Raw genomic sequence first — 25,500 nt, 5'->3', positions numbered from 1 at the left:
AAATAATAACACAACTTAAAAAAAACTACCCTTAAAAAAATCAATCTAAAATTCTTAAATTAAAATATAGCTATAATACACCAAAACAATCTCAAGGTTTCAAAATTTAGCCATGCGTCTTATTTTATTCAATCAAAACGCTTTTTTATTAGCGTGTGCGTTTGTTTCAAGCGTGTATGTGAACGCTGTTTTAGACGCTTATGCGATTGAAAACCCCTATATTTCTATCATACTCACAAGCCTATTAGCCCCTTTAAGCATGCTAGCGTTTTTAAAAACCCCAAAAAACAGTGCTTTTGCTTTGGGGTTTTTTGTGGGAGCGTTATTGTTTTATTGGTGCGCTTTAAGCTTCCGCTACTCGGATTTCACTTATTTATTACCCTTAATCATTGTTTTAATAGCGTTAGTTTATGGGGTTTTATTTTATTTGTTGCTCTATTTTGAAAACCCCTACTTCAGGCTTTTGAGTTTTTTAGGCTCTAGTTTTATCCACCCTTTTGGATTTGATTGGTTAGTCCCGGATAGTTTTTTTTCTTATAGCGTGTTTAGGGTAGATAAATTATCGCTAGGGCTTGTTTTTTTGGCTTGCATTTTTTTGAGCGCTAAACCATTGAAAAAATACAGGATCATAGCGGTTTTATTGTTACTGGGCGCGTTGGATTTTAATGGTTTTAAAACAAGCGATTTAAAAAAGGTTGGAAATATTGAATTAGTCTCTACAAAAACGCCTCAAGATTTGAAATTTGACTCAAATTACCTTAATAATATTGAAAACAACATTCTTAAAGAAATCAAGCTCGCTCAAAGCAAGCAAAAAACCTTAATTGTTTTTCCAGAAACCGCCTACCCCATCGCTTTAGAAAACTCCCCCTTTAAAGCTAAGCTAGAAGATTTAAGCAACAATATTGCTATTTTAATAGGGACATTACGGACTCAAGGCTATAGCCTTTATAACAGTTCGTTTTTATTTTCTAAAGAGGGCGTTCAGATCGCTGATAAAGTGGTTTTAGCCCCCTTTGGCGAAACAATGCCTTTACCGGAGTTTCTTCAAAAACCCCTTGAAAAGCTCTTTTTTGGCGAGAGCGCTTATTTATACCGCAACGCTTCCAATTTCAGCGATTTTACATTAGACGATTCCACTTTTCGCCCCCTGATTTGCTATGAAGGCACTTCCAAACCCGCTTATTCAAACAGCCCTTCAAAAATTTTTATCGTGATGAGCAATAACGCATGGTTTAGCCCAAGCATTGAACCCACTTTACAAAAAACGCTTTTAAAATACTATGCAAGGCGTTATGGTAAAATCATCTTGCACAGCGCGAACTTTTCAACTTCTTACATTTTAAACCCTAGTTTATTAGGCGATATTCTTTTTAGGAAACGATAATGATTAAAGCGATTAATATTTCTCATGCTTTTGAAAAGCCTCTTTATAATGGCGTGAATTTGCACATCAAGCCCAAAGAAAGCCTAGCGATTTTAGGCGTGAGCGGGAGCGGTAAAAGCACGCTTCTAAGCCATTTAGCCACCATGCTAAAACCGGATAGTGGGACGATTAGTTTGTTAGAACACCAAGATATTTATGCCTTAAATTCCAAAAAGCTTTTGGAATTACGGCGCTTAAAAGTGGGCATAATCTTCCAATCGCATTACCTTTTTAAGGGTTTTAGCGCTTTAGAAAACTTGCAAGTCGCTTCCATCCTAGCCAAGCAAGAAATAAATCATTCCCTTTTAGAACAATTAGGCATAGCCCACACCCTAAAACAAGGCGTGGGCGAATTGAGCGGCGGTCAGCAACAACGCTTAAGCATCGCCAGAGTGCTTTCTAAAAAACCCAAAATCATTATCGCTGATGAACCCACCGGGAATTTAGACACCACTAGCGCTAATCAAGTCATCAGCATGCTGCAAAATTACATTACAGAAAAAGAAGGGGCGTTAGTTCTAGCCACGCATGATGAGCATTTGGCTTTCACTTGCTCTCAAGTCTATCGCCTAGAAAAAGAAGTTTTGATTAAGGAAAAATAAAATGTTACAACGCCCTAAAATTGTCGCTGAATTGAGCACTAATCATAACCAGGATTTAAACCTCGCCAAAGAAAGCCTTCATGCCATTAAGGAAAGCGGCGCGGATTTTGTCAAGCTCCAAACCTACACGCCAAGCTGCATGACTTTAGATTCTAAAGAAGATCCTTTCATCATTCAAGGCACTTTATGGGATAAAGAAAATCTGTATGAATTGTATCAAAAGGCTTCTACCCCCCTAGAGTGGCATGCGGAATTGTTTGAGTTGGCTAAAAAACTTGATTTAGGCATTTTTAGCTCGCCTTTTAGCTCAAAAGCTTTAAAGCTTTTAGAGAGCCTGAATTGCCCCATGTATAAAATCGCTAGTTTTGAAATCGTTGATTTAGACCTGATTGAAAAGGCCGCTCGCACACAAAAGCCCATTATCCTTTCTAGCGGTATCGCTACACACACCGAATTGCAAGACGCTATCTCATTGTGCAAAGGCGTGAATAATTTTGACATCACCCTTTTAAAATGCGTGAGCGCTTATCCCAGTAAAATAGAAGACGCTAACTTATTGAGCATGGTTAAATTAGGCGAAACCTTTGGCGTTAAATTTGGCTTAAGCGATCACACGATTGGCTCTCTTTGCCCCATTTTAGCCACCACTTTAGGAGCGAGCATGATAGAAAAGCATTTCATTTTAAACAAATCCTTACAAACCCCAGACAGTGCTTTTAGCATGGATTTTAACGAATTTAAAAGCATGGTTGAAGCCATCAAACAAAGCGTTTTAGCCTTGGGCGAAGAAGAGCCTAAAATCAATCCAAAGACTTTAGAGGAACGGAGATTCTTTATGCGCTCTTTATTTGTCATTAAGGATATTCAAAAAGGCGAAGCATTGACTAGCGATAATATCAAAGCCTTACGACCCAACCTTGGCTTACACCCTAAATTTTATAAAGAAATTTTAGGCCAAAAGGCATCAAAGTTCTTAAAAGCCAACACCCCTTTAAGCACTGATGGTATAGAGAAAAGAAATTTTAAATAATTTTTAATCACAGATTTCACACACGCTTTAAATAAAGCTCATTAAACAAAGTCCAAATAAGGGGCTAACACCCCTTATGACAAAAAAGCTGTGTCTAAAGCGCTAACTCAATAAAAAAATAATCTCACTTCACCTTTTCAAGATACTCTTCTGTTTCCGTATTGACTTTAATGATCTCACCCTCTAAAACATGGAAAGGCACTTGCACGACCGCACCGGTTTCTAAAGTCGCTGGTTTTTTGCTCGCGCTTGAAGTATCGCCCTTAAAATTAGGGGCTGTTTCTACAATCTTTAAAGCCACAACTTGCGGCACATCCACTGAAATTGCCTTGTCATTATGCAATAAAACCTGCACTTGCATGCCGTCTAGCATCCATTTAGAAGCCTCGCCCACTTGAGAGTCGTTCAAAGCAATTTGCTCATAGCTCTCTATGTCCATGAATTGGTATGTATCGCCATCGTGATAAAGGTATTGCATCGTTTTTTCAACCAGATTAGGCTCTTCGCACTTATCCCCCGCATGGAAAGTTTTCTCAATCACCTTACCATCTAAAAACGACTTGATTTTCGCGCGCACAAAAGCCGCACCCTTGCCGGGCTTGACATGCTGGTATTCCACGATCCTATAAGGCACACCACCCAATTCAATTTTCAAGCCCTTTTTGAGCTCACTCATCCCAATTGCCATGTTACACTCTTTCCTTGTTGGTTAAATTTTATTAGCGCTGCCCAAAAGTTTCATGCGCTCTTTGACCACATTTTTAAGCGCTAATTGGGCCGGAGAAAAAAACTTCCTCAAATCAAATTGGCTCTTATCTTCATTAGCCACCTTGCGCACTTCCGCGATGAAAGCGATCCTTAAGTCCGTGTCGGTATTGACCTTATTGATCCCTCCCTTAATGGATTCTTGTAAAAATTCAAAAGGCACGCCCTTAGAGCCTTTCAAATCGCCTCCAGCGTCCAAATAAGATTTCCTCACATCATCTGGTATCGCACTCGCTCCATGCAAGACTAAAGGGATATTAGTGAGCCTTTTGACTTCTTGCAAGCGTTCAAAATCCAATTTGGGCTCGCCCTTAAACTTAAACGCTCCATGGCTTGTCCCAATGGCTGGGGCTAAGTAATCCACTTGAGATTCTTTGACAAACTGCTCCGCTTCTTTAGGATTCACTAACACCGCATCTTTTTCATCCACTGAAATATTGTCTTCAATCCCCATTAAACGCCCCAACTCCGCTTCCACGCTCACTCCAGCGTTATGCGCCATTTTGACCACTTTAGAAGTCAATTCTAAATTTTCTTCAAAAGCATGATGAGACGCATCAATCATCACAGAAGTGAAACCCGCTTTCACGGCTTTTTCGCAACTTTCAAAAGTCGTGCCATGATCTAGGTGTAAGGCTACAGGAATATGCGGGTAGCGTTCGCACATGATTTTCACCATGCCCACCGCCATATCAATCCCCATGTATTTGATCGCTCCTTCACTCGCTTGAATGAAAAGCGGGGAATTTTCCTCATTTCCTGCTTCAAAAATAGCGTTTAGCATTTCAAAATTCACGAAATTAAACGCCCCTACCCCATAACCTTCTTTATGGGCTTTCAATAAGATTTCACTGCCTTTAACTAACATAAATAACACCTCATCAATTACTTGTTGATAACAATTTTAGCGTGCTTTCTTAGTTCCTCAATGCGTTGATTCATGCGTTCTTGGAAAAGCTTTTCTTGTAACATCCCCTTAATGGTGGGTTTAGCCTGCTCATAAGTGTAAGTTACAGGGCTATCTTTAGAAATCAAATAGATGATATGATAACCAAACTCCGTTTTAACAGGGGTTTTAGTGTAATTCCCAGGAGTTAAAGCGAAAGCGGCTTTAGAAAAATCCGGAGCCATTTGGTTCTTTTGGAATTTCCCCAAATCACCGCCATTTTGTGCGTTCTTGCTGTTAGGATCAATCGTATCCCGATTGGCTAACTCAATGAATTTGGCTTCTTTTTTAGTCTTTGGCTGTTTGTCAATCTCAGAAATAATCCGTTTAGCCTCATCTTCGGTTTTTACTAAAATATGTCTAGCATGGGCTTCTTGCTTGACAAAAAGCTGATCTTTATTAGCGTTGTAAAAATCTTGCATTTCTTTTTCTGGGATTTGGATTTTTTTCACTTCTTCAGCCTGTTTTTTAGCCCAAAATTCCACCAAAGCCTGTTTTTTAACCGCTTCCATCATTGCCTTAAATTCTGGAGTGCTGTCCAATCTCTCGGTTTTAGCTTCATTTTCTACAAGCACGGTGCGAATGGCTTGCTCAATCAAGGCTTCTTTTTCTTTCTCTTTAAGCTTGTCAAAATCAAAATTAGGATTTCGTTGCTTAATCATATCAAAATCGCTTTTGGTGATGGGCCTGCCATCCACTGTAGCTAACACGCCTGCTGAAGAATCAGTCGTTTTTTTCGTGTTATGTGCAGCGTTATTTGCGTTATGAGCCGGCTTAGCCATCAAAAACGATGCGCTCAACGCGCCCACTAACGCTAAACTTAAGATATTTTTTTTCATCTGTGTGTTCTCCACCTTAAACTAATTTTCATCATTAAATTTACATTATAGCAAATTTAAAACAAAATCAGCTATCATGATTACAGAAAACTCACATTAAGGGGTAAGAAACGCTTAAAGTTATTCATTCCGTTAAAAGTGGGTAAAAGTGTTCGCTGCAGATATTGTAATAATATTTATTGTATTTATTGGTGTTAGTTACATTCTTTTTGGAAAGAAAAAAGGATATTAAAGAAGATTCAAAATTTTATAAGACAATGATGAATATTATATTTACCATTGGTTGCTACAATCATTTTGTGCCCTTGGATACTGATGGCATTATTTTACCCCATAATGTATTTACTACTATATGTTATTCCATATTAAATAACTCCTATATTCTAATTCTTTTAGTCAATCTCGTATTTATAAGCTTACTATGTAAGATTAAGGGACTTTGCGCTTAAATTACCCTAGCAAAGTGAGTGAAGAAGGATTTCAAGTTATGGTTTTGTCTTTATCTATCCTTAAAAAAAGCTTTAATGATTTTTTAAGCGCTAGAATGCTTTTAATCAATCTTGGTCCTATCCTTTTGAGCTTGGCGTTTTTTGGAGCTGTTTTTTACTACAATGGCACAAATATTGTGGGTTATTGCCAAACCTTATTACCGCAATCTTTGAATGGCTATTCCCATTCTCAAGGCTTTTTTGCTGGCGTGTTCGCATGGGTTTTTAAAGTGTTAGTGTATTTTCTTGTTTTTTGGATCGTGATTCTTTTGAGTTTAGTCATCAATATTTTTGCGTCTGTTTTTTACACCCCTTTGGTGGTTTCTTATTTGCACCAAAAACATTATCCCCATGTTGTTTTAGAAGAATTTGGCTCTATTCTTTTTTCTATTAAATATTTTTTAAAATCGCTCATTTTTATGCTTTTATGGATGGCGGTTTTAACGCCCTTTTATTTCATTCCCTTTATAGGGGTCTCTGGGGTCTTTTTTTCTATAATCCCGCATTTTCTTTTTTTTAAAAACACCATGAGTTTGGATATAGCCAGCATGATTTTTAATCATCAAAGCTATCAAAATTTACTCAAACAGCACCGATTGAAGCATTATCGTTTCTCGTTTTTTTGCTATCTTTTTTCCTTAATCCCTTTTTTTAATTTTTTTGCCACTTTATTGCAAACCCTAATGCTAACACACTACTTTTTTATCCTTAAAGAAAAAGAATGCTAGATTTCATTCAAGAGCTTAGCACCCCCCATGTTAGGGATTTTTTCTTGTTGTTTTTAAGGGTTAGCGGGGTGTTGTCTTTTTTCCCTTTTTTTGAAAACCATTTAGTGCCTTTGTCGGTGCGTGGGGCTTTGAGTTTGTATGTGAGCGCGATTTTTTACCCCACTTTAGAATTTTCAAACGCCGCTTACACGCCAGAGGGTTTTATTATTGCTTGCTTGTGCGAGCTGTTTTTAGGGGTGTGCGCGTCTGTCTTTTTACAAATCGTCTTTGCAAGCTTGGTGTTTGCAACCGATAGCATCAGCTTTTCTATGGGGCTTACGATGGCGAGCGCGTATGATCCTATTTCAGGATCGCAAAAACCCATTGTAGGGCAAGCCCTTTTATTGTTAGCGATTTTAATTTTATTGGATTTATCGTTCCACCATCAAATCATTTTGTTTGTGGATCACAGCTTAAAAGCCGTCCCTTTAGGGCAATTTGTCTTTGAGCCAGCGTTAGCTAAAAACATTATCAAAGCCTTTTCGCACTTGTTTGTCATAGGGTTTTCTATGGCGTTCCCTATTTTATGCTTGGTGTTATTGAGCGATATTATTTTTGGCATGATCATGAAAACCCACCCTCAGTTCAACCTGCTCGCTATCGGGTTTCCGGTTAAAATTGCGATCGGGTTTGTGGGCATTATTTTAATCGCTTCGGCTATCATGGGGCGTTTTAAAGAAGAAATCAGCCTAGCCTTTAGCGCCATTAGCAAAATCTTTTAAAGGATCAATATGGTTAGTTTTAAAGAAGCTCTAAAAATCCATTCTAGCATTCCCCTAAAACCCTTAGAAATAGAGGTTATTTCTTTGCTTGAAAGCATAGGGTGCATTTTAGCAGAGGATATTATTTGCGCTCGTGCCCTGCCTAAATTCAATCAAAGTGCAATGGATAGCTTTTGATTCTACCCTTATTGGAGCGCTTATCCTTAAATAAAGATTTTAAACTAAAACCCTTTAAGGCTCAAATCAATGCCCCTTTAAAGCTTAAAGGCGAACGCACGCATTTAATTTTAGGCAACTATTTAAACAACCAATTCATTCCTTACAACAACAACCGCTATGACTCAGGAGCGATTCAAGCCCTTGTGCAAGTTGATTCTATCGCTTTAATTGATGAAGGAGTTAGATTGGTTCAGGGCGAAATTGAAATTTTAAGGTTTGAAAATTAAAATGGCTTTTTGCTATAATGATAAGCTTAAAACCCCACTCATAAAGGTTCTGTTTGTGGATAACTACACCTATAGCGAATTGTTAAAAAGCTTGCAAAACAAATGCGATAATATTGCTTTAATCATCAAGCCTGAAAAGATCAAACAAGAATTAGAACGCATTGAAAAAGAGCAAGAAGACCCTAATTTTTGGCAAGATGTCTTAAAGGCTAGAGATACCAATAAAGAAAAAGTGCGCCTAAACCGCTTGCTAGAAACCTATCAAAAAACCAAAAATTCTTTAGATGAAAGCACAGAATTGTTTGAACTCGCTCAAAACGATAACGATGAGGTTACTTTATCCTTGCTCTATGAAGAGGCTCCTATTTTAGAGCACAGCGTCCAAAAAGTAGAAATTGAAATCATGTTAAGCGGTGAAAATGACGCTTCAAACGCTATTATCACCATTCAGCCTGGAGCTGGGGGGACGGAGAGCCAGGATTGGGCGAGTATTTTGTATCGCATGTATTTGAGGTGGGCGGAAAGAAGGGGCTTTAAAAGCGAGATTTTAGATTATCAAGATGGCGAAGAAGCGGGCATTAAAGGGGTTGCCTTTATCATTAAGGGCGAAAACGCTTATGGTTATTTGAAAAATGAAAATGGGGTGCATAGGCTTGTAAGGATTTCGCCCTTTGATGCGAACGCCAAACGGCACACGAGTTTTGCGAGCGTGCAAATTAGCCCTGAATTAGACGATGATATTGATATTGAAATTGATGAAAAAGATGTCCGTTATGATTATTATAGAGCCAGTGGGGCGGGCGGTCAGCATGTCAATAAAACAGAAAGCGCAGTTAGAATCACGCATTTTCCTACCGGTATTGTGGTGCAATGCCAAAACGACAGGAGCCAGCATAAAAACAAAGCGAGCGCGTTAAAAATGCTTAAATCCAAGCTTTATGAATTGGAATTAGAAAAGCAGCAAAGCAGTGCCAAAAATGAAGAAAAAAGCGAGATCGGCTGGGGGCATCAAATAAGAAGTTATGTCCTAGCCCCCTACCAGCAAGTCAAAGACGCGCGCTCCAATACCGCTTATAGCAATGTGGAAGCGATACTAGATGGCGATATTGATGCGATTTTAGAGGGCGTTTTGATTGCTAAAGCTTAAGTGCGCTAAAATGACAGCTAATAAATTATGGTTACTATAAAACGCTTTTTAAAACCAATTGGCAAGGAACAACAATGACACAAGAAGAATTAGACGCTTTGATGAATGGTGGTGATTTAGAAAATTTGGAAGCCCTAGAGACTAAAGAAGAAACTAAAGAGGAGCCTAAAGAGAGTAAAGAAAATTCCAATCATAGTGAAAAAATGACCGTCAAAAAAGAAGACGCTGAAAAATACGGCAAGATTAGCCCCAATGAATGGCCTCCCCCTCCCCCCACTGAAGAGCATAAAGTCGTGCATCAATTAGATGATGTTACAAGAGATTCTGAAGTGAAAGCCACGCAAATTTTTGATCAATTGGATTTGATCGGGACTAGTGCTGAAAAGATCGCTAAAATGGTTAAAAAAATCCAAGAACCTTTGCAAAAACACCAAGAAATTTTTGACAATTTGCATGGCCATTTCCCCAATATTGAATCTTTTAAAACCGTGCTCAATGAGCAACAAGAAATCCTAAACGCCCTTAAAAGCATTGAAGAAGAAGCCGCTAATTGCTCTGATAGCTCCATGCAAGCGATGGATATTATGCAATTTCAAGATATTCATCGCCAAAAAATTGAGCGCGTGGTCAATGTCATGCGAGCGCTCAGCCAATACATGAATTCGCTTTTTGAAGGCAAAATTGATGATTCTAAGCGCGTGAGTTCAGCGACTTATATCACCGGCGATGACGATAAAGATTTAGCCAGCGCTGATGATATTGAAGCCTTGATCGCTTCTTTTGGAGCCAAGTAGTTTTGAGTCAAGTTGAATTACTCTCTCCAGCCGGTAATTTAAAAAAACTTAAAATCGCCCTCAACTATGGGGCTGATGCGGTTTATGGGGGAGTGAGCCATTTTTCTTTACGCAATCGTGCAGGCAAGGAATTCACTCTAGAGACCTTTAAAGAAGGGATTGACTACGCCCATGCGCTAAATAAAAAAGTCTATACCACGATCAATGGTTTCCCTTTCAATTCACAGCTCAAGCTTTTAGAAGAACATATTGATAAAATGGCAGAATTGAAGCCAGACGCTTTTATTATCGCTGCACCTGGGGTAATCAAACTCGCACAAAAAATCGCCCCGCATATCCCTATCCATTTATCCACGCAAGCGAATGTCTTAAATTTGCTGGATGCGCAAGTGTTTTATGATTTAGGGGTTAAACGCATTGTGTGCGCTAGGGAATTGAGCCTGAATGATGCGATTGAAATTAAAAAAGCCTTACCCGATTTAGAATTAGAAATCTTTGTGCATGGGAGCATGTGCTTTGCCTTTTCAGGGCGTTGCTTGATTTCGGCTTTACAAAAGGGGCGCGTGCCTAATAGGGGGAGTTGCGCGAATGATTGCCGGTTTGATTATGAATATTATGTGAAAAACCCGGATAACGGCGTGATGATGAGGTTGGTTGAAGAAGAGGGCGTAGGCACGCATATTTTTAACGCTAAAGATTTGAACCTCTCTAGCCATATCGCTGAAATTTTAAGTTCAAACGCCATTAGCGCGCTTAAGATTGAAGGGCGCACCAAGTCCAGTTATTACGCCGCGCAAACCACGCGCATCTATCGTTTAGCGGTTGATGATTTTTACCATAACACCTTAAAGCCGAGTTTTTATGCTAGCGAATTGAACACGCTTAAAAATAGGGGTTTCACCGACGGCTATTTGATGCGAAGGCCTTTTGAAAGGTTGGATACCCAAAACCACCAAACAGCCATTAGCGAAGGGGATTTTCAAGTCAATGGCGAAATCACAGAAGACGGGCGTTTTTTTGCATGCAAATTCACCACGACCACTAACATTGCTTATGAAATCATCGCTCCCAAAAATGCGGCTATCACGCCCATAGTCAATGAAATTGGCAAGATTTACACCTTTGAAAAACGCTCTTATTTAGTGCTATATAAAATCCTTTTAGAAAATAACACCGAGTTAGAAACTATCCATAGCGGGAATGTGAATTTAGTGCGACTGCCCGCACCCTTACCGGCTTTTAGTTTTTTACGCACCCAAGTCAGAGTCTAAAAATGGCGTTTAGAGATTAGGTATTAAAACGATTAAGAGGAACGCATGCCCTTAGAAACGATCACGCTCGCTAGTATTTATGAAGAACAAGGGTTTTTTGAAGAAGCGTTGCAAATTTATACTAATATTTTAAAAAAAACCCCTGACCATGCAGAGGCGTTAAAGCAAATGAAGCGTTTGGAAAAAATCCAAAAAAATCTCGCTCCTTTCAAACACGATGCATTGTTGGAGCGGCACTATTTAAATTTTATCAAAGGGGATTATTTGAGCGTTGAGAATTTAGAAAAATGGCTGGTAGAATGGAATTGAAAAACATTATTTCAGAAACCCTTAACGAAATTGAAAAAATGGCTAAAACCATTGATGATGGTTTTAATACGGCGCAAAAAACGCCCTCTTTTTTTAAAACGCCCCCCCATTTGCAAAACACCCCAAAAAACGCTAACACTTCTTTAGAGTCAAAAAACGCTGCTAAAATAGAAACGCAAGAAAAAATCACAGAAGAAAAAGAAGAAGAAATTCCAGAAATCATTACAGAAAAAATCACAGAAGAAAAAGAAGAAGAAATTCCAGAAATCATTACAGAAGAAATCGCACAAGAAAACCCCACGCAAGTGTTAATTCCAAACGAGCGGGTTTTTTTAAAAGGCTTATTAGAGAGAACCTTAGTGTTGTTTAAAGGCATACAGGCTTTAGAAGAAAAAGAAGCACTGAAGCGTTTGGATTTAGTGGCGCGTTTCTTGCAATACCAATTGAGCGTGCTTGAAAAACGATTAGAATCTTTGGAGCGAGAAAACACAGAGTGAAAAAGGAGCAAAGGAATTTTTTAAAAACATTAAAAAATAAGACTTTAATTTTCAATATTTTATGAAAACAAAGCCTTAAGTTTCAATTAATAACTATGATAATGTTTTGAATTTTTATTTTTAAGATATTTTCAAGGTATCTTTAATAATAAAATGCTAGAATTAGTTCCCTAAAACATTAACAAAGTTAATCGTTTTATAAAGTTGCAAAAATCATTGAAGGAGTTAATTGAAGTATGATAGAAGTTTTAATGATAGAAGATGATATAGAATTAGCCGAGTTTTTGAGCGAGTTTTTGCTCCAACATGGCATTCATGTAACCAATTACGATGAGCCATATACCGGCCTTAGTGCGGCTAACACACAAAATTATGATTTGTTGTTGTTGGATTTAACTTTGCCTAATTTAGACGGGCTTGAAGTGTGTAGGCGCATCTCCAAACAAAAACATATCCCTATTATTATTTCTTCAGCAAGAAGCGATGTGGAAGATAAGATTAAAGCGCTAGATTATGGGGCTGATGATTACCTCCCTAAACCCTATGATCCTAAAGAATTATTAGCTCGCATCCAGTCCTTACTCAGGCGTTCTCATAAAAAAGAAGAAGTGAGTGAGCCAGGCGATGCGAATATCTTTAGGGTGGATAAGGATAGCCGAGAAGTGTATATGCATGAAAAAAAGCTAGACTTAACTAGGGCTGAATATGAAATCCTTTCGCTTCTCATTAGCAAAAAAGGTTATGTGTTTAGCCGTGAAAGCATTGCGATTGAGAGCGAGAGCATCAACCCTGAAAGCTCCAATAAAAGCATTGATGTGATCATTGGCCGTTTGCGATCTAAGATTGAAAAAAACCCTAAACAACAGCAATACATCATCTCTGTTAGAGGGATTGGTTATAAATTAGAATACTGATATTCTAATAAGGAGTTAAGGGGTTTTGCGTTTCTCTATCTTTTTTAAAGTTGTCGCTTTGTTTATGATAACGCTCTTTAGTTTTGGAGCGTTCGCTTACTATTTCGTGTCTTCTCAAATCAATCACGAAAACTATCAAAACGAAATGCGCCATTATCAGTTTGTTACCACCATCAATGAAATTTTAAATAATTACTCTGATTATAGAGCCATAGAAGATTACCTCTATAAAATTGGTTTTAGAGAAACCACAATAGAAAATTTAGAAAAGGTTTTAGCCAAAAGACGCCACCAGTTGCACCACAGGAATATTGGGTATGCGGAAGTGTTTAAATTCAGTGATATGGTTTTTATCCTTTTAAAAAAGGATGAGCATTTTGTGCTTTATAAAGATTTGCATTCGGTTTCTTACAGGAATTATTTCTTAGCTATTACGGTGGGTTTATTATTGATTTTATTCCTCTTTTTATTTGTTTTGCAGAGTTTATTGCCCTTAAGAGAGTTAAGATCCCAAGTGAAACGCTTCGCTCAAGGGGATAAAAGCGTGAGTTGTAAAAGCAAGCAAAAAGATGAAATAGGGGATCTGGCTAACGAATTTGACAATTGCATCCAAAAAATCAATGCGATGAATGAATCTCGGGTTTTATTTTTGCGCTCTATCATGCATGAATTACGCACCCCTATCACTAAGGGCAAGATACTAAGCTCTATGCTTAAAGAAGAGCTGTCTTGCAAACGCTTTTCATCTATATTTGATCACTTGAACATGTTGATTGAGCAATTTGCCCGCATTGAGCAGCTCGCTTCCAAAAATTACGGGAGCAATAAAGAAAAATTTTTAATGAGCGATTTGATCAATAAAATTGAAAAAATGCTTTTGATTGATGAGGATAAAAAAAGCCCTATCCATGTATCCTCTTCAAATTACATCATTGAAGCGGATTTTGAATTGTTTTCTATAGCGTTAAAAAACATGGTAGATAATGCGATTAAATACAGCGATGACAAACAGGTGTTTTTGGATTTCATAGGAAATAATTTAGTGGTGTCCAATAAAAGCAAACCTTTAAAAGAAGATTTTGAAAAATATTTGCAACCCTACTTCAAATCTTCTAACCCCAGCCAAGCCCATGGTTTTGGGTTAGGCATGTATATCATTAAAAACGCCTTAGAGGCTATGGGATTGAATTTGAGCTATCATTACAGCAATGGAAGAATTTGTTTCACTATCCATGATTGCGTTTTTAATAGTTTTTACGATTTAGAAGAAGATGATGAAGAGCTACCCCCCCCCCCCGAAAATCTGAAAGAGGTGAGCGGAATGAAGGGGATAGAAAAAGCCAATTATGGGGTTAAAGAAAAACAATAAAGAGAGAACATGTTCAAACGATTGAGAAGATTACGAAGCAGCGAAAATTTAAGAGCGATGCTAAGAGAAACGCATTTAAATATTGATGATTTCATCGCTCCCTTATTTGTCATAGAAAGCGATAGTTACATTAAAAATGAAATCAGCTCCATGCCTGGCGTTTATCAAATGAGTATAGAGCCTCTTTTAAAAGAATGCGAAGAATTAGTGGGTTTAGGCATCAAAGCCGTTTTATTGTTTGGCATTCCTAAAAATAAGGACGCTACAGGAAGCCATGCGTTAAATAAGGATCACATTGTCGCAAAAGCCACCAAAGAGGTTAAAAAACGATTTAAGGATTTAATCGTTATAGCGGATTTGTGTTTTTGTGAATACACCGACCATGGGCATTGCGGGATTTTAGAAAACGCTTCTGTGTCTAACGATAAAACGCTAGAGATTTTAAACCTTCAAGGGCTTATTTTGGCTGAAAGCGGTGTGGATATTCTAGCCCCAAGCAACATGATGGATGGGAATGTTTTGAGCTTGAGAAAAACGCTAGAAAGGGCCGGGTATTTTTACACGCCCATCATGAGCTATTCCACTAAATTTGCGAGCAGTTACTATGGGCCTTTTAGAGATGTGGCAAACTCTGCGCCGAGTTTTGGCGATCGTAAAAGCTATCAAATGGATTACGCTAATAAAAAAGAAGCGCTTTTAGAAAGTTTAGAAGATGAAAAACAGGGCGCGGATATTTTAATGGTGAAACCGGCTTTGGCGTATTTGGATATTGTTAAAGAAATCAGAGATCACACTTTGCTCCCTTTAGCGCTCTATAATGTGAGTGGGGAATACGCCATGCTCAAACTCGCTCAAAAACACAACCTGATCAACTATGAAAGCGTTTTATTAGAAACGATGACTTGTTTTAAAAGAGCGGGAGCGGATATGATTATTAGCTATCATGCCAAAGAAGTGGCTAACTTATTGCAAAGGAATTGAATGGGACGAGCGTTTGAATACAGAAGAGCGGCTAAAGAAAAACGATGGGATAAGATGAGTAAGGTTTTCCCCAAGCTCGCCAAAGCGATCACTCTAGCGGCAAAAGAGGGCGGGAGCGAGCCGGACACGAACGCCAAACTACGAACAGCGATTTTAAACGCTAAAGCGCAAAACATGCCTAAAGACAATATTGACGCAGCGATTAAAAGAGCGAGCAGTAAAGAGGGGAATTTGAGTGAAATTACTTATGAGGGTAAGGCGAATTTTGGCGTGTTAATCATTATGGAATGCATGACTGATAACCCCACTAGAACCATTGCTAACCTTAAAAGCTATTTCAATAAAACGCAAGGGGCAAGCATCGTGCCTAATGGCTCTTTAGAGTTTATGTTTAACCGAAAAAGCGTGTTTGAATGCTTGAAAAATGAAGTGGAAAATTTAAAACTCAGCCTAGAAGATTTGGAATTCGCTCTCATTGATTATGGTTTGGAAGAATTAGAAGAAGTGGAAGACAAGATTATTATTAGGGGGGATTATAATAGCTTCAAACTCTTAAATGAGGGGTTTGAAAGCTTGAGATTACCCATTTTAAAAGCGAGTTTGCAACGCATCGCCACAACGCCTATTGAATTGAATGACGAACAAATGGAGCTTACCGAAAAATTACTGGACAGGATTGAAGACGATGATGATGTGGTCGCGCTTTATACGAATATTGAGTGAAATGTAAAAGGGCTCAAAGTATTTTTTTTAAACCACCCAAGCAAGAAATCCTAAACACCTTTAGCGTTTGGGATGAATGCCGCTAATTTGTCATAATACCCCCATACATTTGTATCTAGCGTAGGGAGCGTGCAAAGTTACGCCTTTATAAGATATGATATGCGAGAGCTGTAGGGAATGCGTTGAAGATCAAACTCTGTAAAATCCATTAGGGACACAGAGCAAGAACCAAACTCTCCCCCAACATCAGGAAGCCCAATCGCTTTAGCGTTTGGGCGCTTCACCAATGAAAACCAACAAAAAGTTTTGTTGTTATAAGCTTGTAAAATCCTATAAAGAGTTATAAAACTCCTTTTTTATTGGATTTTAACCTTATTTTGATTGAATAAAGGTTTTTGTTTTGATCAAATATGAATAGCTTTTTCAATATTCTTTTTTAAAAACTTGTTTTTAAGCTTTTTTATAGTTAATTTTTATTCTGTGGTAAAGTTATTTTTTAAAGCGGATAGGGGATTTTGAAATAATACCCCCTTTAACCCCATTAAATCCCCTAAAGAGCGCTTTAAAAAATTATCGCTTGTGTCTTGTGTAAGCTCTTTTATATTTGTTTTAAAACGCCTTTGAGTGTTTTCAATATGAGAGCGAATCCAAACCCTAGATTTTTAATCTCAATACCCATCAATAGAAACGCTCAATCCCCATTTGATAGCACAAAAGTAGAAAGATTTCTATAAGATGAGTTTTAATCATTAGCCCCTTAAACTTTGGCTTATTGCGTATCATCTTGCGTGTCGTTTTGCGCGTCATCTTGCAAATTATCAGACTTATTGCCAATCACTTCTTCTAATATTTTACAACTACCACTAAAGCCTAAAGCGCACCCTTTCTTATAATATAAAGTGGCTTTATCCAAATCCTTTGGAGCACCCTTACCCGTGTAATACATCACCGCCACATTATGACAACCGCTCCCTTCTTTTAAAGAACAACCCTTTTTATAAAGATTCAAGGCTTGTTCTTCATTTTGTCTGACATAAAGACCGGCTTCATACATGTATCCCAAGCTCACACAGCTCGCTCCGTCTTTTAGATGGCACCCTCTTTTAAAATTTGTAAGGGCTTTTTTCAAATCCTTCTCCACGCCTTTTGCGTTCCTATACATATACCCTGCAAAGTTACAACTAATGCCATAATCCAAACTGCAAGCGTATTTAGAAAGAGAAAGGGCTTTGGCATAATTTTGCTTAACGCCGCCTATGCCATTAAAATACATAAAACCTAAACTACCGCAGCTCACCCCACCCTTTAAGTGGCACCCTCTCCTATAATAATAGATAGCCTTTGGAAGATCTTTTTGCACGCCATCGCCATCTTCATACATAGAGCCTAGACTCGCGCAAGCGAGATGAGCCCTTAAATTGCACCCTCTTTTGTAATAAAAAACGGCTTTTGGAATACTCTGATCCACGCCGTCGCCATCTTCATACATAGAGCCTAAACTCGTGCAACCAACCCCCACCCTTAAATTACAGCTCCTCTTATAAAAAGCCACCGCTTTATGGTAATCCCCTCTCTTAAGGGCTTGATTAGCCATCTTAAAATATTTCTCACCGGTTGTAGCCACCAAATAACTGAAACAACTTGCCATTAAAAATAAAATCAAAAACCACTTTTTAGTCCAACTCTTTATCATCTCATTCCTTATAATTATAAGCCAAAGCTCACACAAAGAAAAATCAGTAAAACCCCAATCTAATTGGTTATTATAGTATAATATTGTCAAAAAATAAATTCAACTTTGGATTAAATTTAATTAAAAAACCTATTTTAGGAAAACAACTTAAAATGAGTATCATTATTCCTATTGTCATCGCCTTTGACAATCATTATGCCATGCCGGCTGGCGTGAGCTTGTATTCCATGCTAGCTTGCGCTAAAACAGAACACCCCCAATCACAAAATGATAGTGAAAAACTTTTTTATAAAATCCACTGCCTGGTGGATAACTTAAGCCTTGAAAATCAACGCAAATTGAAAGAAACTCTAGCCCCCTTTGATGCTTTTATGAGCGTGGATTTTTTAGACATTTCAGATCCCAATAACCCTACTACTACCCTAGCAGAACCTTCTGTGATTGATAAAATCCATGAAGCTTTTTTGCAACTCAATATTTACGCTAAGACTCGCTTTTCTAAAATGGTCATGTGCCGCTTGTTTTTGGCTTCTTTATTCCCACAATACGACAAAATTATCATGTTTGATGCGGACACTTTGTTTTTAAACGATGTGAGCGAGAGTTTTTTTATCCCGCTAGATTCTTATTATTTTGGAGCGGCTAAAGATTTTTCTTCTCCTAAAAGCCTTAAACATTTCCAAACAGAAAGGGAGAGAGAGCCTCGCCAAAAATTTTTTCTCCATGAGCATTACCTTAAAGAAAAAGACATGAAAATCATTTGTGAAAACCACTATAATGTTGGGTTTTTAGTCGTGAATTTAAAGCTGTGGCGCGCTGATCATTTAGAAGAACGCTTACTCAATTTAACCCATCAAAAAGGCCAGTGCGTGTTTTGCCCTGAACAGGATCTTTTAACGCTCGCATGCTATCAAAAGGTTTTAATCTTACCCTATATTTATAACACCCACCCTTTCATGGCCAATCAAAAACGCTTCATCCCTAACAAAAAAGAAATCGTCATGCTGCATTTTTATTTTACAGGGAAACCTTGGGTTTTACCTACTTTTTCATATTCTAAAGAATGGCATGAGACTCTTTTAAAAACCCCTTTTTATGCTGAATATTCCGTGAAATTCCTCAAACAAATGACAGAATTTTTAAGCCTTAAAGACAAACAAAAAACCTTTGAATTTCTTGCCCCCCTACTCAACCCAAAAACCCTTTTAGAATATGTCTTTTTTAGATTGAATAGGATTTTCAAACGCTTAAAAGAAAAATTTTTTAACTCTTAGCGTTCTCGTTTGGGCAACACGCTATAAGCGAATTTGACATAAATCGCCAAACTGATCAAAAGCACTGCCACACCAACAGCCAAATACACCGCATAAGTGATTTTATCCGGTTCGCTCACGCTGAATTTAAACACTAACATCAACGCTTCAATGGCTAATGCGATAATGATAGAGCCTAAAAACCTGATCATCGTGCGGTGGATCGCATGGTGGTTGTCCCCGCTATTTTTACCCAAAACTTCCTCTTCAAAAATCGCCTTGACTAGATCAAAGGTGGCTAAGGCTAGGGTTAAAAGCACAATGGGGTGGAACACTTCTTTAATGTCAAAACTGCTAAAATTCACAATCGCTGTCCAAAAGCTAGAAATGCATTTCACAAATAAAAGCAACGACACCAAAGTGAGCATGATAGAAATCATAAAATACATGACCATGCTCCCTTCGCTAAAGGTTCTGAAATACTTTGAAGGCGAACTGATTTCAATCGCCACCCTCAAAGGGATTTGCAAGCACACCACAAACGCTAGATCATTATTTTGATCATACACCGGGTAAGACGCGCTCACTACCAAATGGTTTCCTTTTTTAGAAGGATAGGGGTCCGTTAAAATGCAACGCTTTTCACTCACGGCTTGATAAAAATAATATTTATCGCTAAAGCTGACATGCGATTCTAATTCAATCCCTTCTGTTAAATCATGCTCTAATATCCCTTCCTTATGCCCCTGTTCTTTAAGTTGGCTTGGTTTAAGAATTAGCATGCCTTTAGCGTCTAAAACAAAAAAACTTTTTGCCATTTTGATTTCAGCATGCATTTTTCTGATCTGTTTGTTTAAATAATCCAAAGTGATTTCAGGGAGGTGGTTGCGGATATTGTGCGAAAACAAATAGGTAAGATAAGCGTATAGCTCGGTGCGAATCTTGGAATATTGGACAATGTCTCTACTCAACATCAAAAGGCCTTTAAAAAAAATTTATGCGATGAATTGTAGCACTTGTTTTAAAGAATTATTTAAACCACCCCTTGCATCAATGATAAAAGAGGCGTTTTTTTCATAGAGGGCTTGGCGTTTTTCAAAAAGCTCTTTGGCTTGAGTGAGATCATTTAAAAGGGGGCGTTTTTCCCTTTCTTTTTGATTCAAACGCTTAATCAAGGTCTCAAAATCCATTTTGAGATAAAAAGTTGTGCCTAAACCCTTAAGGTTATCATGCATCACAATGCCCCCACCGGTAGAAATAACATGGGGGGTTTTGAGCGTTTTTAATTCATCAATCAGATTTTTTTCAAACATCCTGAAATTGTCTTCGCCAAGCTCTTCAAAAATCCCTCTCACGCTCAGGCCCACCCTCTCGCTAATGATCATATCCGTATCCAACACTTCTAATTTCAAAGCAAGCCCCAATTCTTGCGCTAAAGAGCTTTTACCGCTCCCCATAAAACCGATTAAGACCAAATGCCGCATGCTTTTATTTCAATCTTAATTCATACGCTCCGTTTTTTTCTTCCAAAAGATAGCGGTATTTCCCGTCTAAAACGAGCGTGATGCGGTAATAATCTTTGTGCGTGCCGACTTTAATTTGAGAAAAAAACTTCTGGTTTAAATCCCTATTTTGATAAATATCCAAAGAACCTTTTTGCGTGTCTAACACGATTCTATAAGGATTGACCAGCACAAAAGAGCGCAAAATTTTATAAGGGGATCGCAAAATCATCGTGTTGTTTGCCATGGAAAAATCAAAATCTTGGATCTGGTAGCGTTTTTCAAAGGCGGCTGGATCAAGGGGGTGTTGGGAAAGCTTTAAGGGGTAATGCCAATCAATGCTTTTATCAATGCCCACGACTTTAGAATGGATAGAGCCATCAATATCTTGGTAAGTGAGCGTGATTTGTTTTAAAATCCTAGCGCTCGTGGGCAAATCCACATGGATTTCTTTAAAATAACTATCATAGATCCCATTAAAGCCCCCTTGCAAATTCTTGGAATTGATTTCAGGCTCAAAAGGGTTGTCTCTGGCTAATAAAACGCTTAAAACCACCACCAAACCTACCATCTTTTTTAACACGATCATTCCTTAAAACTAATCTCTAGGCCGTAATTCCCTCAACTCAAACAAACGCTTTTGCAAACGCACATTTTTGCTTTGCAATTCGGTGATTTCTTGTTGCAACCGTTCATGCTTATCTCTTAAATCCAAATAAACTTCTAAAGAAGAGCCCCCAAAAAGCAACTTCCCTAAATAATACCCAAACCAAAGCAGTAAAAGGAAAAAGACAATCAGGGAGCTATGGCTATAGAAAAAATCTCGTGCTTTGTTGTCTTTGATTTCATCGTTTTCAAAAAGGCCACTAGCCATGCTTAAACAACTCTTTACCGATATAAACCCCCCCTTTTAATTCATGCTCAATCTCTAAAAGGCGGTTGTATTTAGCGATCCTTTCGCTCCTTGCGGTGGATCCGGTTTTGATTTCTCCCGTATTCAATGCGACTGCAAAATCAGCGATAAAGCTGTCTTCACTCTCCCCGCTTCTATGGCTCATCACGCATTGATAGGCATGGTGTTTGGCTAATCTTATGGTTTCCAAAGTCTCACTAATAGTGCCGATTTGATTGGGTTTGATCAAAATAGCGTTTGCGATGTTTTTTTCAATGCCTTTTTGCAAGAGACTTGCGTTCGTTACAAACAAATCATCGCCCACTAACTGGATTTGACGCCCTAATTCCTTGCTTAAAAACGCCCAACCCTCCCAATCGTCTTCGCTCAAACCATCTTCAATAGACACAATCGGGTATTTTGCCACCAACTCTTTATAATAAGCCACTAATTCATGCGAATCTAGAATCTTATTTTCACCCTTTAAATGATAATTGAAATTTTCATCCACCAATTCGCTGCTCGCTACATCTAAAGCGAGCGCTATTTCTTCGCCTAATTTATAGCCGGCTTTTTCAATGGCTTGAGAAATGACTTCAAGGGGTTCTACATTGTTGTTAAAATTAGGCGCAAAACCCCCCTCATCGCCCACGCTTGTGAGTTGATTCTTCCCATCTAAAAGTTTTTTAAGCGTGTGATAGACTTCCGCGCTCGCTCTTAAAGCTTCTTTAAAACTCTCAAACCCTAAAGGCATGATCATGTATTCTTGAAAGTCTATGGAATTATTCGCATGCGTTCCGCCGTTAATGATATTGAGCATCGGCACAGGCAAAGTCAAAGCGTTAGCCCCCCCTAAATAGCGGTATAATGGCAGATTTAAAGCTTTCGCGCTAGCCCTTGCTAACGCCATAGAAACGCCCAAAACAGCGTTCGCCCCTAAATTAGCGTAATTAGGCGTGCCGTCTAAAGCCCTTAACCTCTCATCCACAAAGGCTTGATTGATCGCTTCAAGCCCTATTAAATGGTGTTTGATCACGCTATTGACATTTTCGCATGCCCTTAAAACCCCTTTACCCAAAAAACGGGTTTTGTCATTATCCCTTAATTCTAACGCTTCCCTTTTACCGGTGCTCGCCCCACTAGGCACAATCGCACTCGCTTTAGTGTTATCGCTTAAAATCACGCTGGCTTGAATGGTAGGATTGCCCCTACTATCCATCACTTCTAAAGCATGAATATCTTTAATGGTTAGCATCAAAATCCTTTCTATTCCATTTCTTCTAAAGGCTCATCTGGTAAGGGCATGATCTCTTCATTAGAGCCAATACTCTCTTTAATCTTAAGAGTGATTTCATTCGCTAGGGCTTTGTCTTCTTTCAGTAAGGCCTTAGCGTTTTCTCGGCCTTGCCCTAGCTTTTTATCCTGGTAGCTAAGCCATGCCCCACTCTTATCCACAATGTCTAATTTCACGCCATAATCAATGATTTCGCCCTCTTTAGAAATCCCCTCCCCAAACATGATGTCAAATTCCGCTTCTCTAAAGGGCGGAGCGACTTTATTTTTAACCACTTTGGCTTTAGCCCTATTGCCAATATGCTGTTCGTTTTGTTTTAAAGCTGCAATCCTTCTAATATCAATCCTAACGCTCGCATAGAATTTTAAGGCATTGCCCCCGGTTGTGGTCTCTGGACTCCCATAACCCATCATGCCAATCTTCATTCTGATTTGATTGATAAAGATTAAAGTAGTGTTCATCTTGTGCAAAACACCGGTGATTTTTCTTAACGCATGGCTCATAAGCCTTGCTTGCAAGCCCACATGCTGATCGCCCATATCCCCATCAATCTCCGCTTTAGGCGTAAGAGCCGCTACGGAATCCACCACCACTAAATCAATCCCTCCGCTTCTGGTGATCGTTTCTAAAATTTCTAAAGCTTGCTCGCCTGTATCAGGTTGGGAAACGAGTAAGTTTTCCGTATCCACGCCTAGCCTCTTAGCATAATGCACATCTAGGGCATGCTCAGCGTCAATAAATGCGCACACGCCGCCATTTTTTTGGCATTCTGCAATGATATGCAAGCTTAGAGTGGTCTTTCCGCTTGACTCTGGCCCATAAATTTCAATGATCCTGCCTTTTGGAACGCCCCCAATCCCTAAAGCCAGATCCAACCCTAACGAGCCTGTAGAAATAGAGTCAATCTTTTCTACTTGCTTATCCCCAAGGCGCACCAACGCCCCCTTACCAAAAACCTTATCAATTTGTTTGATCGCTAAAGAAATCGCTTTTTGTTTGTCTTCATCTATTGCCATTAAATTACCTTATTGAATTTGATTTGTTTATTCTATCAAATCCTAGCCTAAAATCTATTATAATAAAAGGACTTACCCTATCACAAAAGGATTTTACTTTGATTAGTGTCGCTCATAGCCCTGATGCTGATGATATTTTCATGTATTATGCGATTAAGTTTGGTTGGATAGATTGCCCCATTAACAATAAAACATTCCACAATATCGCCCTTGATATTGAAACCCTAAACCAAGAAGCCCTAAAAAACACTTATGATGTGAGCGCAATCAGCTTTGCGCTATTCCCTAAAATTGCGAACGATTACGCCCTGCTCCCTACAGCGACGAGCTTTGGGAATGGCTATGGGCCTAAATTAGTGAAAAAAAAGGGCATGAAATTGAAAAAAGATTTTAGAGTCGCATTAAGCGGGGAGCACACCACCAACGCCCTTTTGTTTAAGATCTATTACAAACATGCGCGCATCACCTACATGAATTTTTTAGACATTGAAAAAGCGGTTTTGGAAGAAAAAGTGCATGCGGGCGTGCTCATCCATGAAAATATCTTGGATTTCCATAATGAATTAGAAGTGGAAAAAGAATTGTGGGATGTTTGGAAAGAACTCATTGAAGTGGATTTGCCCTTGCCTTTAGGGGGCATGGCGATTAGGCGATCTATCCCCTTGTATCGCGCGATTTTGATTAAAAAGGCTTTGATTAAAGCGGTTGAAGTCGCGCTAAAACATCAAAATTTGCTCTCTGGCATGCTGTTAGAGCGCTCGCTCATTCGTGTCAATAAAGAGCGCTTACGAACTTATTTAAGCTTGTATGCGAATGAAACTTCAACGCGCTTAAGTGAGGTTCAAATTCTCGCCATAGACAAGCTTTTTGAATTAGGCTATCAGCATGGGTTTTACGCTAACTTGTTAAAGACTAAAGATTGCTTGCTCACTGATGAATATTTGCAATACCGCTTTTCTTAATCCAATTCTAATTTATGCATAAGCAAGTAACGGATCATCGCATACAATAAAAGGATTTTTAAAAAATCCACCCCCCATAAAAGGTAGTATTTGTTTTCTTGTAATTCTTGTTGTTGCAAGAAATAATAAAACCCCTCATTGACGCTTAAACTAGAACTCATTAAGGGCAGTAACGAATTAAACGCTAATTCCAAAACAACCCCCACAAGAATGAACAACAGCCCCCCTAGTAAAAAACGCGCTTTTTTAATCCTAACAGCGTTTAAAACGCTCAAAACAAATAAAAATTTCATTAAAACAAGCCCTAAAAACAGCGCGATACCTAAGGTTTTAGTGGGTTTTAACACAAAGGTTTTTAAAGCGGTGTGCAAGATAAACAGCACGCTAGATTGCGCGTTAAAAAGAGAATAGCCCAAACGCACGCTCGCCACAAACCAGAACAAACTGAAGATAAAAAACACCATAGGGAGCAAGATTTTAGGGAGCAATAAAGACTCTAAACTAACGGGTAAAGAAAAGCTTAAAACCCCCCTTTTAGAAAAAAGCACGTTGAGGTTTTTGATCGCTCCCACACTGATTGCAATCAGTAAAAACGCCCCTAAGACAAAAAAAAGCGTGTAGCTTAGGGTGAGCATGGTCGTTTCTTCAGTGCTTTGAGAGGAAAAACAAACCGCTAAAATAGTGAGCGTTATTAAAAAATTCCCCACAACAACATTCCCTAATTGCCCCAAGGCGTCATGCTTAAAAACTTTTAAAAAACCCATAGCCTTATTATACCCGTTTGGATAGAAAATTTAGGCTTTTTAATGATTGCATGTTAATAAAAAACGCTAAAGGCATTTTTTAAACGCG

Annotated in this window: 28 protein-coding genes and 2 pseudogenes; 19 read left to right on the top strand and 11 right to left on the bottom strand. The window is 38.5% G+C overall.

Annotated features, from left to right (window positions below; genetic code table 11):
* Nucleotides 1–112 precede the first annotated feature (112 nt).
* From P6280_RS02685 to pseI, 3 genes are read left to right on the top strand one after another with little or no spacing between them, the layout of a single operon-like run.
* Entirely contained in the window at nt 113–1,387 is a 1,275-nt protein-coding gene (locus P6280_RS02685) for an apolipoprotein N-acyltransferase (protein ID WP_283236916.1), read from the top strand.
* Complete coding sequence (locus tag P6280_RS02680; protein WP_040155638.1) at nt 1,387–2,028, top strand: ABC transporter ATP-binding protein; 642 nt, start codon at nt 1,387–1,389, stop codon at nt 2,026–2,028. The genes P6280_RS02685 and P6280_RS02680 overlap by 1 nt, the downstream gene beginning before the upstream one ends.
* Before the next feature lies 1 nt (nt 2,029).
* A complete protein-coding gene (gene pseI, locus P6280_RS02675) occupies nt 2,030–3,058 on the top strand; it encodes a pseudaminic acid synthase (RefSeq protein WP_283236915.1) in 1,029 nt (342 codons plus the stop codon).
* Between the two features lie 124 nt (nt 3,059–3,182).
* Here pseI and efp read toward each other — a convergent pair whose 3' ends face one another.
* From efp to cbf2, 3 genes are read right to left on the bottom strand one after another with little or no spacing between them, the layout of a single operon-like run.
* Nucleotides 3,183–3,746, bottom strand: a complete 564-nt coding sequence (gene efp / locus P6280_RS02670) for an elongation factor P (protein WP_000974265.1) — start codon at nt 3,744–3,746, stop codon at nt 3,183–3,185.
* 21 nt (nt 3,747–3,767) lie between these two features.
* A complete protein-coding gene (locus P6280_RS02665; RefSeq protein ID WP_033767282.1) occupies nt 3,768–4,691 on the bottom strand; it encodes a class II fructose-bisphosphate aldolase in 924 nt (307 codons plus the stop codon).
* Nucleotides 4,692–4,708: 17 nt separating this feature from the next.
* Entirely contained in the window at nt 4,709–5,608 is a 900-nt protein-coding gene (gene cbf2 / locus P6280_RS02660) for a peptidylprolyl isomerase CBF2 (RefSeq protein WP_283236914.1), read from the bottom strand.
* Nucleotides 5,609–5,756: 148 nt separating this feature from the next.
* Here cbf2 and P6280_RS02655 point away from each other — a divergent pair.
* From P6280_RS02655 to P6280_RS02590, 14 genes and pseudogenes are all read left to right on the top strand, one after another.
* Nucleotides 5,757–5,977: pseudogene (locus P6280_RS02655) on the top strand (hypothetical protein).
* A gap of 118 nt (nt 5,978–6,095) precedes the next feature.
* Entirely contained in the window at nt 6,096–6,824 is a 729-nt protein-coding gene (locus tag P6280_RS02650; protein ID WP_283236913.1) for an EI24 domain-containing protein, read from the top strand.
* A complete protein-coding gene (fliR, locus tag P6280_RS02645; RefSeq protein ID WP_017284114.1) occupies nt 6,818–7,585 on the top strand; it encodes a flagellar biosynthetic protein FliR in 768 nt (255 codons plus the stop codon). Before P6280_RS02650 ends, fliR begins: the two co-directional genes overlap by 7 nt.
* Before the next feature lie 9 nt (nt 7,586–7,594).
* Complete coding sequence (locus P6280_RS02640; protein ID WP_283236912.1) at nt 7,595–7,762, top strand: hypothetical protein; 168 nt, start codon at nt 7,595–7,597, stop codon at nt 7,760–7,762.
* Nucleotides 7,756–8,031 (top strand): annotated as a pseudogene (locus tag P6280_RS02635) (molybdopterin molybdotransferase MoeA); the annotation flags it as partial. The gene P6280_RS02640 and the pseudogene P6280_RS02635, both read left to right, overlap by 7 nt.
* 55 nt (nt 8,032–8,086) lie before the next feature.
* Nucleotides 8,087–9,178: a peptide chain release factor 2 gene (gene prfB / locus P6280_RS02630; protein WP_001871718.1), complete on the top strand. Its 1,092-nt coding sequence runs from the start codon at nt 8,087–8,089 to the stop codon at nt 9,176–9,178.
* Between the two features lie 74 nt (nt 9,179–9,252).
* Nucleotides 9,253–9,972 carry a protein phosphatase CheZ gene (gene cheZ, locus P6280_RS02625; protein ID WP_075653105.1) on the top strand — a complete coding sequence of 240 codons (720 nt, stop codon included), beginning with the start codon at nt 9,253–9,255 and terminating at the stop codon, nt 9,970–9,972.
* Nucleotides 9,973–9,974: 2 nt separating this feature from the next.
* On the top strand, nt 9,975–11,243 hold the full coding sequence (locus P6280_RS02620) for a peptidase U32 family protein (RefSeq protein WP_283236911.1): 1,269 nt from the start codon (nt 9,975–9,977) through the stop codon (nt 11,241–11,243).
* A gap of 45 nt (nt 11,244–11,288) precedes the next feature.
* Nucleotides 11,289–11,552 carry a tetratricopeptide repeat protein gene (locus P6280_RS02615; protein WP_283236910.1) on the top strand — a complete coding sequence of 88 codons (264 nt, stop codon included), beginning with the start codon at nt 11,289–11,291 and terminating at the stop codon, nt 11,550–11,552.
* Entirely contained in the window at nt 11,543–12,049 is a 507-nt protein-coding gene (locus tag P6280_RS02610; protein WP_283237451.1) for a CiaD-like domain-containing protein, read from the top strand. The genes P6280_RS02615 and P6280_RS02610 overlap by 10 nt, the downstream gene beginning before the upstream one ends.
* A gap of 236 nt (nt 12,050–12,285) precedes the next feature.
* The gene (gene arsR / locus P6280_RS02605; RefSeq protein ID WP_283236909.1) at nt 12,286–12,963 is read left to right on the top strand and encodes an acid response regulator transcription factor ArsR; all 678 of its coding nucleotides are present in this window, start codon (nt 12,286–12,288) and stop codon (nt 12,961–12,963) included.
* Nucleotides 12,964–12,988: 25 nt separating this feature from the next.
* Nucleotides 12,989–14,332: an acid-sensing histidine kinase ArsS gene (arsS, locus tag P6280_RS02600; protein ID WP_283236908.1), complete on the top strand. Its 1,344-nt coding sequence runs from the start codon at nt 12,989–12,991 to the stop codon at nt 14,330–14,332.
* Nucleotides 14,333–14,341: 9 nt separating this feature from the next.
* On the top strand, nt 14,342–15,313 hold the full coding sequence (hemB, locus tag P6280_RS02595) for a porphobilinogen synthase (RefSeq protein WP_283236907.1): 972 nt from the start codon (nt 14,342–14,344) through the stop codon (nt 15,311–15,313).
* Nucleotides 15,314–16,036 (top strand): YebC/PmpR family DNA-binding transcriptional regulator, encoded by a 723-nt coding sequence (locus P6280_RS02590; RefSeq protein WP_000532130.1) that lies wholly within the window; start codon nt 15,314–15,316, stop codon nt 16,034–16,036. It abuts the gene before it with no gap.
* A 769-nt stretch (nt 16,037–16,805) separates the two neighbouring features.
* Here P6280_RS02590 and P6280_RS02585 read toward each other — a convergent pair.
* Nucleotides 16,806–17,729, bottom strand: coding sequence for a tetratricopeptide repeat protein (locus tag P6280_RS02585; protein ID WP_283236906.1), 924 nt, complete (start codon nt 17,727–17,729; stop codon nt 16,806–16,808).
* 152 nt (nt 17,730–17,881) lie between these two features.
* Between P6280_RS02585 and rfaJ the strand changes: the two genes are divergently transcribed.
* Nucleotides 17,882–19,003: an HP0159 family lipopolysaccharide 1,6-glucosyltransferase gene (gene rfaJ / locus P6280_RS02580; RefSeq protein WP_283236905.1), complete on the top strand. Its 1,122-nt coding sequence runs from the start codon at nt 17,882–17,884 to the stop codon at nt 19,001–19,003.
* Here rfaJ and P6280_RS02575 read toward each other — a convergent pair.
* Genes P6280_RS02575 through recA form a run of 6 tightly spaced genes read right to left on the bottom strand, consistent with a single transcriptional unit; the run spans nt 19,000 to nt 23,686 of the window.
* Complete coding sequence (locus P6280_RS02575; protein ID WP_121070726.1) at nt 19,000–19,956, bottom strand: PDC sensor domain-containing protein; 957 nt, start codon at nt 19,954–19,956, stop codon at nt 19,000–19,002. The two genes, rfaJ and P6280_RS02575, sit on opposite strands and share 4 nt — an antisense overlap.
* 21 nt (nt 19,957–19,977) lie before the next feature.
* Nucleotides 19,978–20,466 (bottom strand): shikimate kinase, encoded by a 489-nt coding sequence (locus P6280_RS02570; RefSeq protein ID WP_001216271.1) that lies wholly within the window; start codon nt 20,464–20,466, stop codon nt 19,978–19,980.
* A 4-nt stretch (nt 20,467–20,470) separates the two neighbouring features.
* Complete coding sequence (locus P6280_RS02565) at nt 20,471–21,067, bottom strand: AMIN domain-containing protein (RefSeq protein WP_245063490.1); 597 nt, start codon at nt 21,065–21,067, stop codon at nt 20,471–20,473.
* A 15-nt stretch (nt 21,068–21,082) separates the two neighbouring features.
* Nucleotides 21,083–21,358 (bottom strand): hypothetical protein, encoded by a 276-nt coding sequence (locus P6280_RS02560; RefSeq protein WP_000146214.1) that lies wholly within the window; start codon nt 21,356–21,358, stop codon nt 21,083–21,085.
* Nucleotides 21,351–22,631 (bottom strand): phosphopyruvate hydratase, encoded by a 1,281-nt coding sequence (eno, locus tag P6280_RS02555; RefSeq protein ID WP_180410416.1) that lies wholly within the window; start codon nt 22,629–22,631, stop codon nt 21,351–21,353. Before eno ends, P6280_RS02560 begins: the two co-directional genes overlap by 8 nt.
* Before the next feature lie 11 nt (nt 22,632–22,642).
* The gene (gene recA, locus P6280_RS02550; protein ID WP_000963126.1) at nt 22,643–23,686 is read right to left on the bottom strand and encodes a recombinase RecA; all 1,044 of its coding nucleotides are present in this window, start codon (nt 23,684–23,686) and stop codon (nt 22,643–22,645) included.
* A gap of 98 nt (nt 23,687–23,784) precedes the next feature.
* Here recA and P6280_RS02545 point away from each other — a divergent pair, with 98 nt between their 5' ends.
* Nucleotides 23,785–24,648 (top strand): menaquinone biosynthesis family protein, encoded by an 864-nt coding sequence (locus P6280_RS02545; protein WP_283236904.1) that lies wholly within the window; start codon nt 23,785–23,787, stop codon nt 24,646–24,648.
* Here P6280_RS02545 and P6280_RS02540 read toward each other — a convergent pair.
* Nucleotides 24,645–25,412, bottom strand: a complete 768-nt coding sequence (locus P6280_RS02540) for a hypothetical protein (RefSeq protein WP_283236903.1) — start codon at nt 25,410–25,412, stop codon at nt 24,645–24,647. The genes P6280_RS02545 and P6280_RS02540 overlap by 4 nt on opposite strands.
* Nucleotides 25,413–25,500 lie beyond the last annotated feature (88 nt).

This window comes from Helicobacter sp. 219-2 (assembly GCF_030053225.1).
Lineage (GTDB): Bacteria > Campylobacterota > Campylobacteria > Campylobacterales > Helicobacteraceae > Helicobacter > Helicobacter pylori_C.
This window is presented reverse-complemented; position numbering and strand designations above follow the sequence as displayed.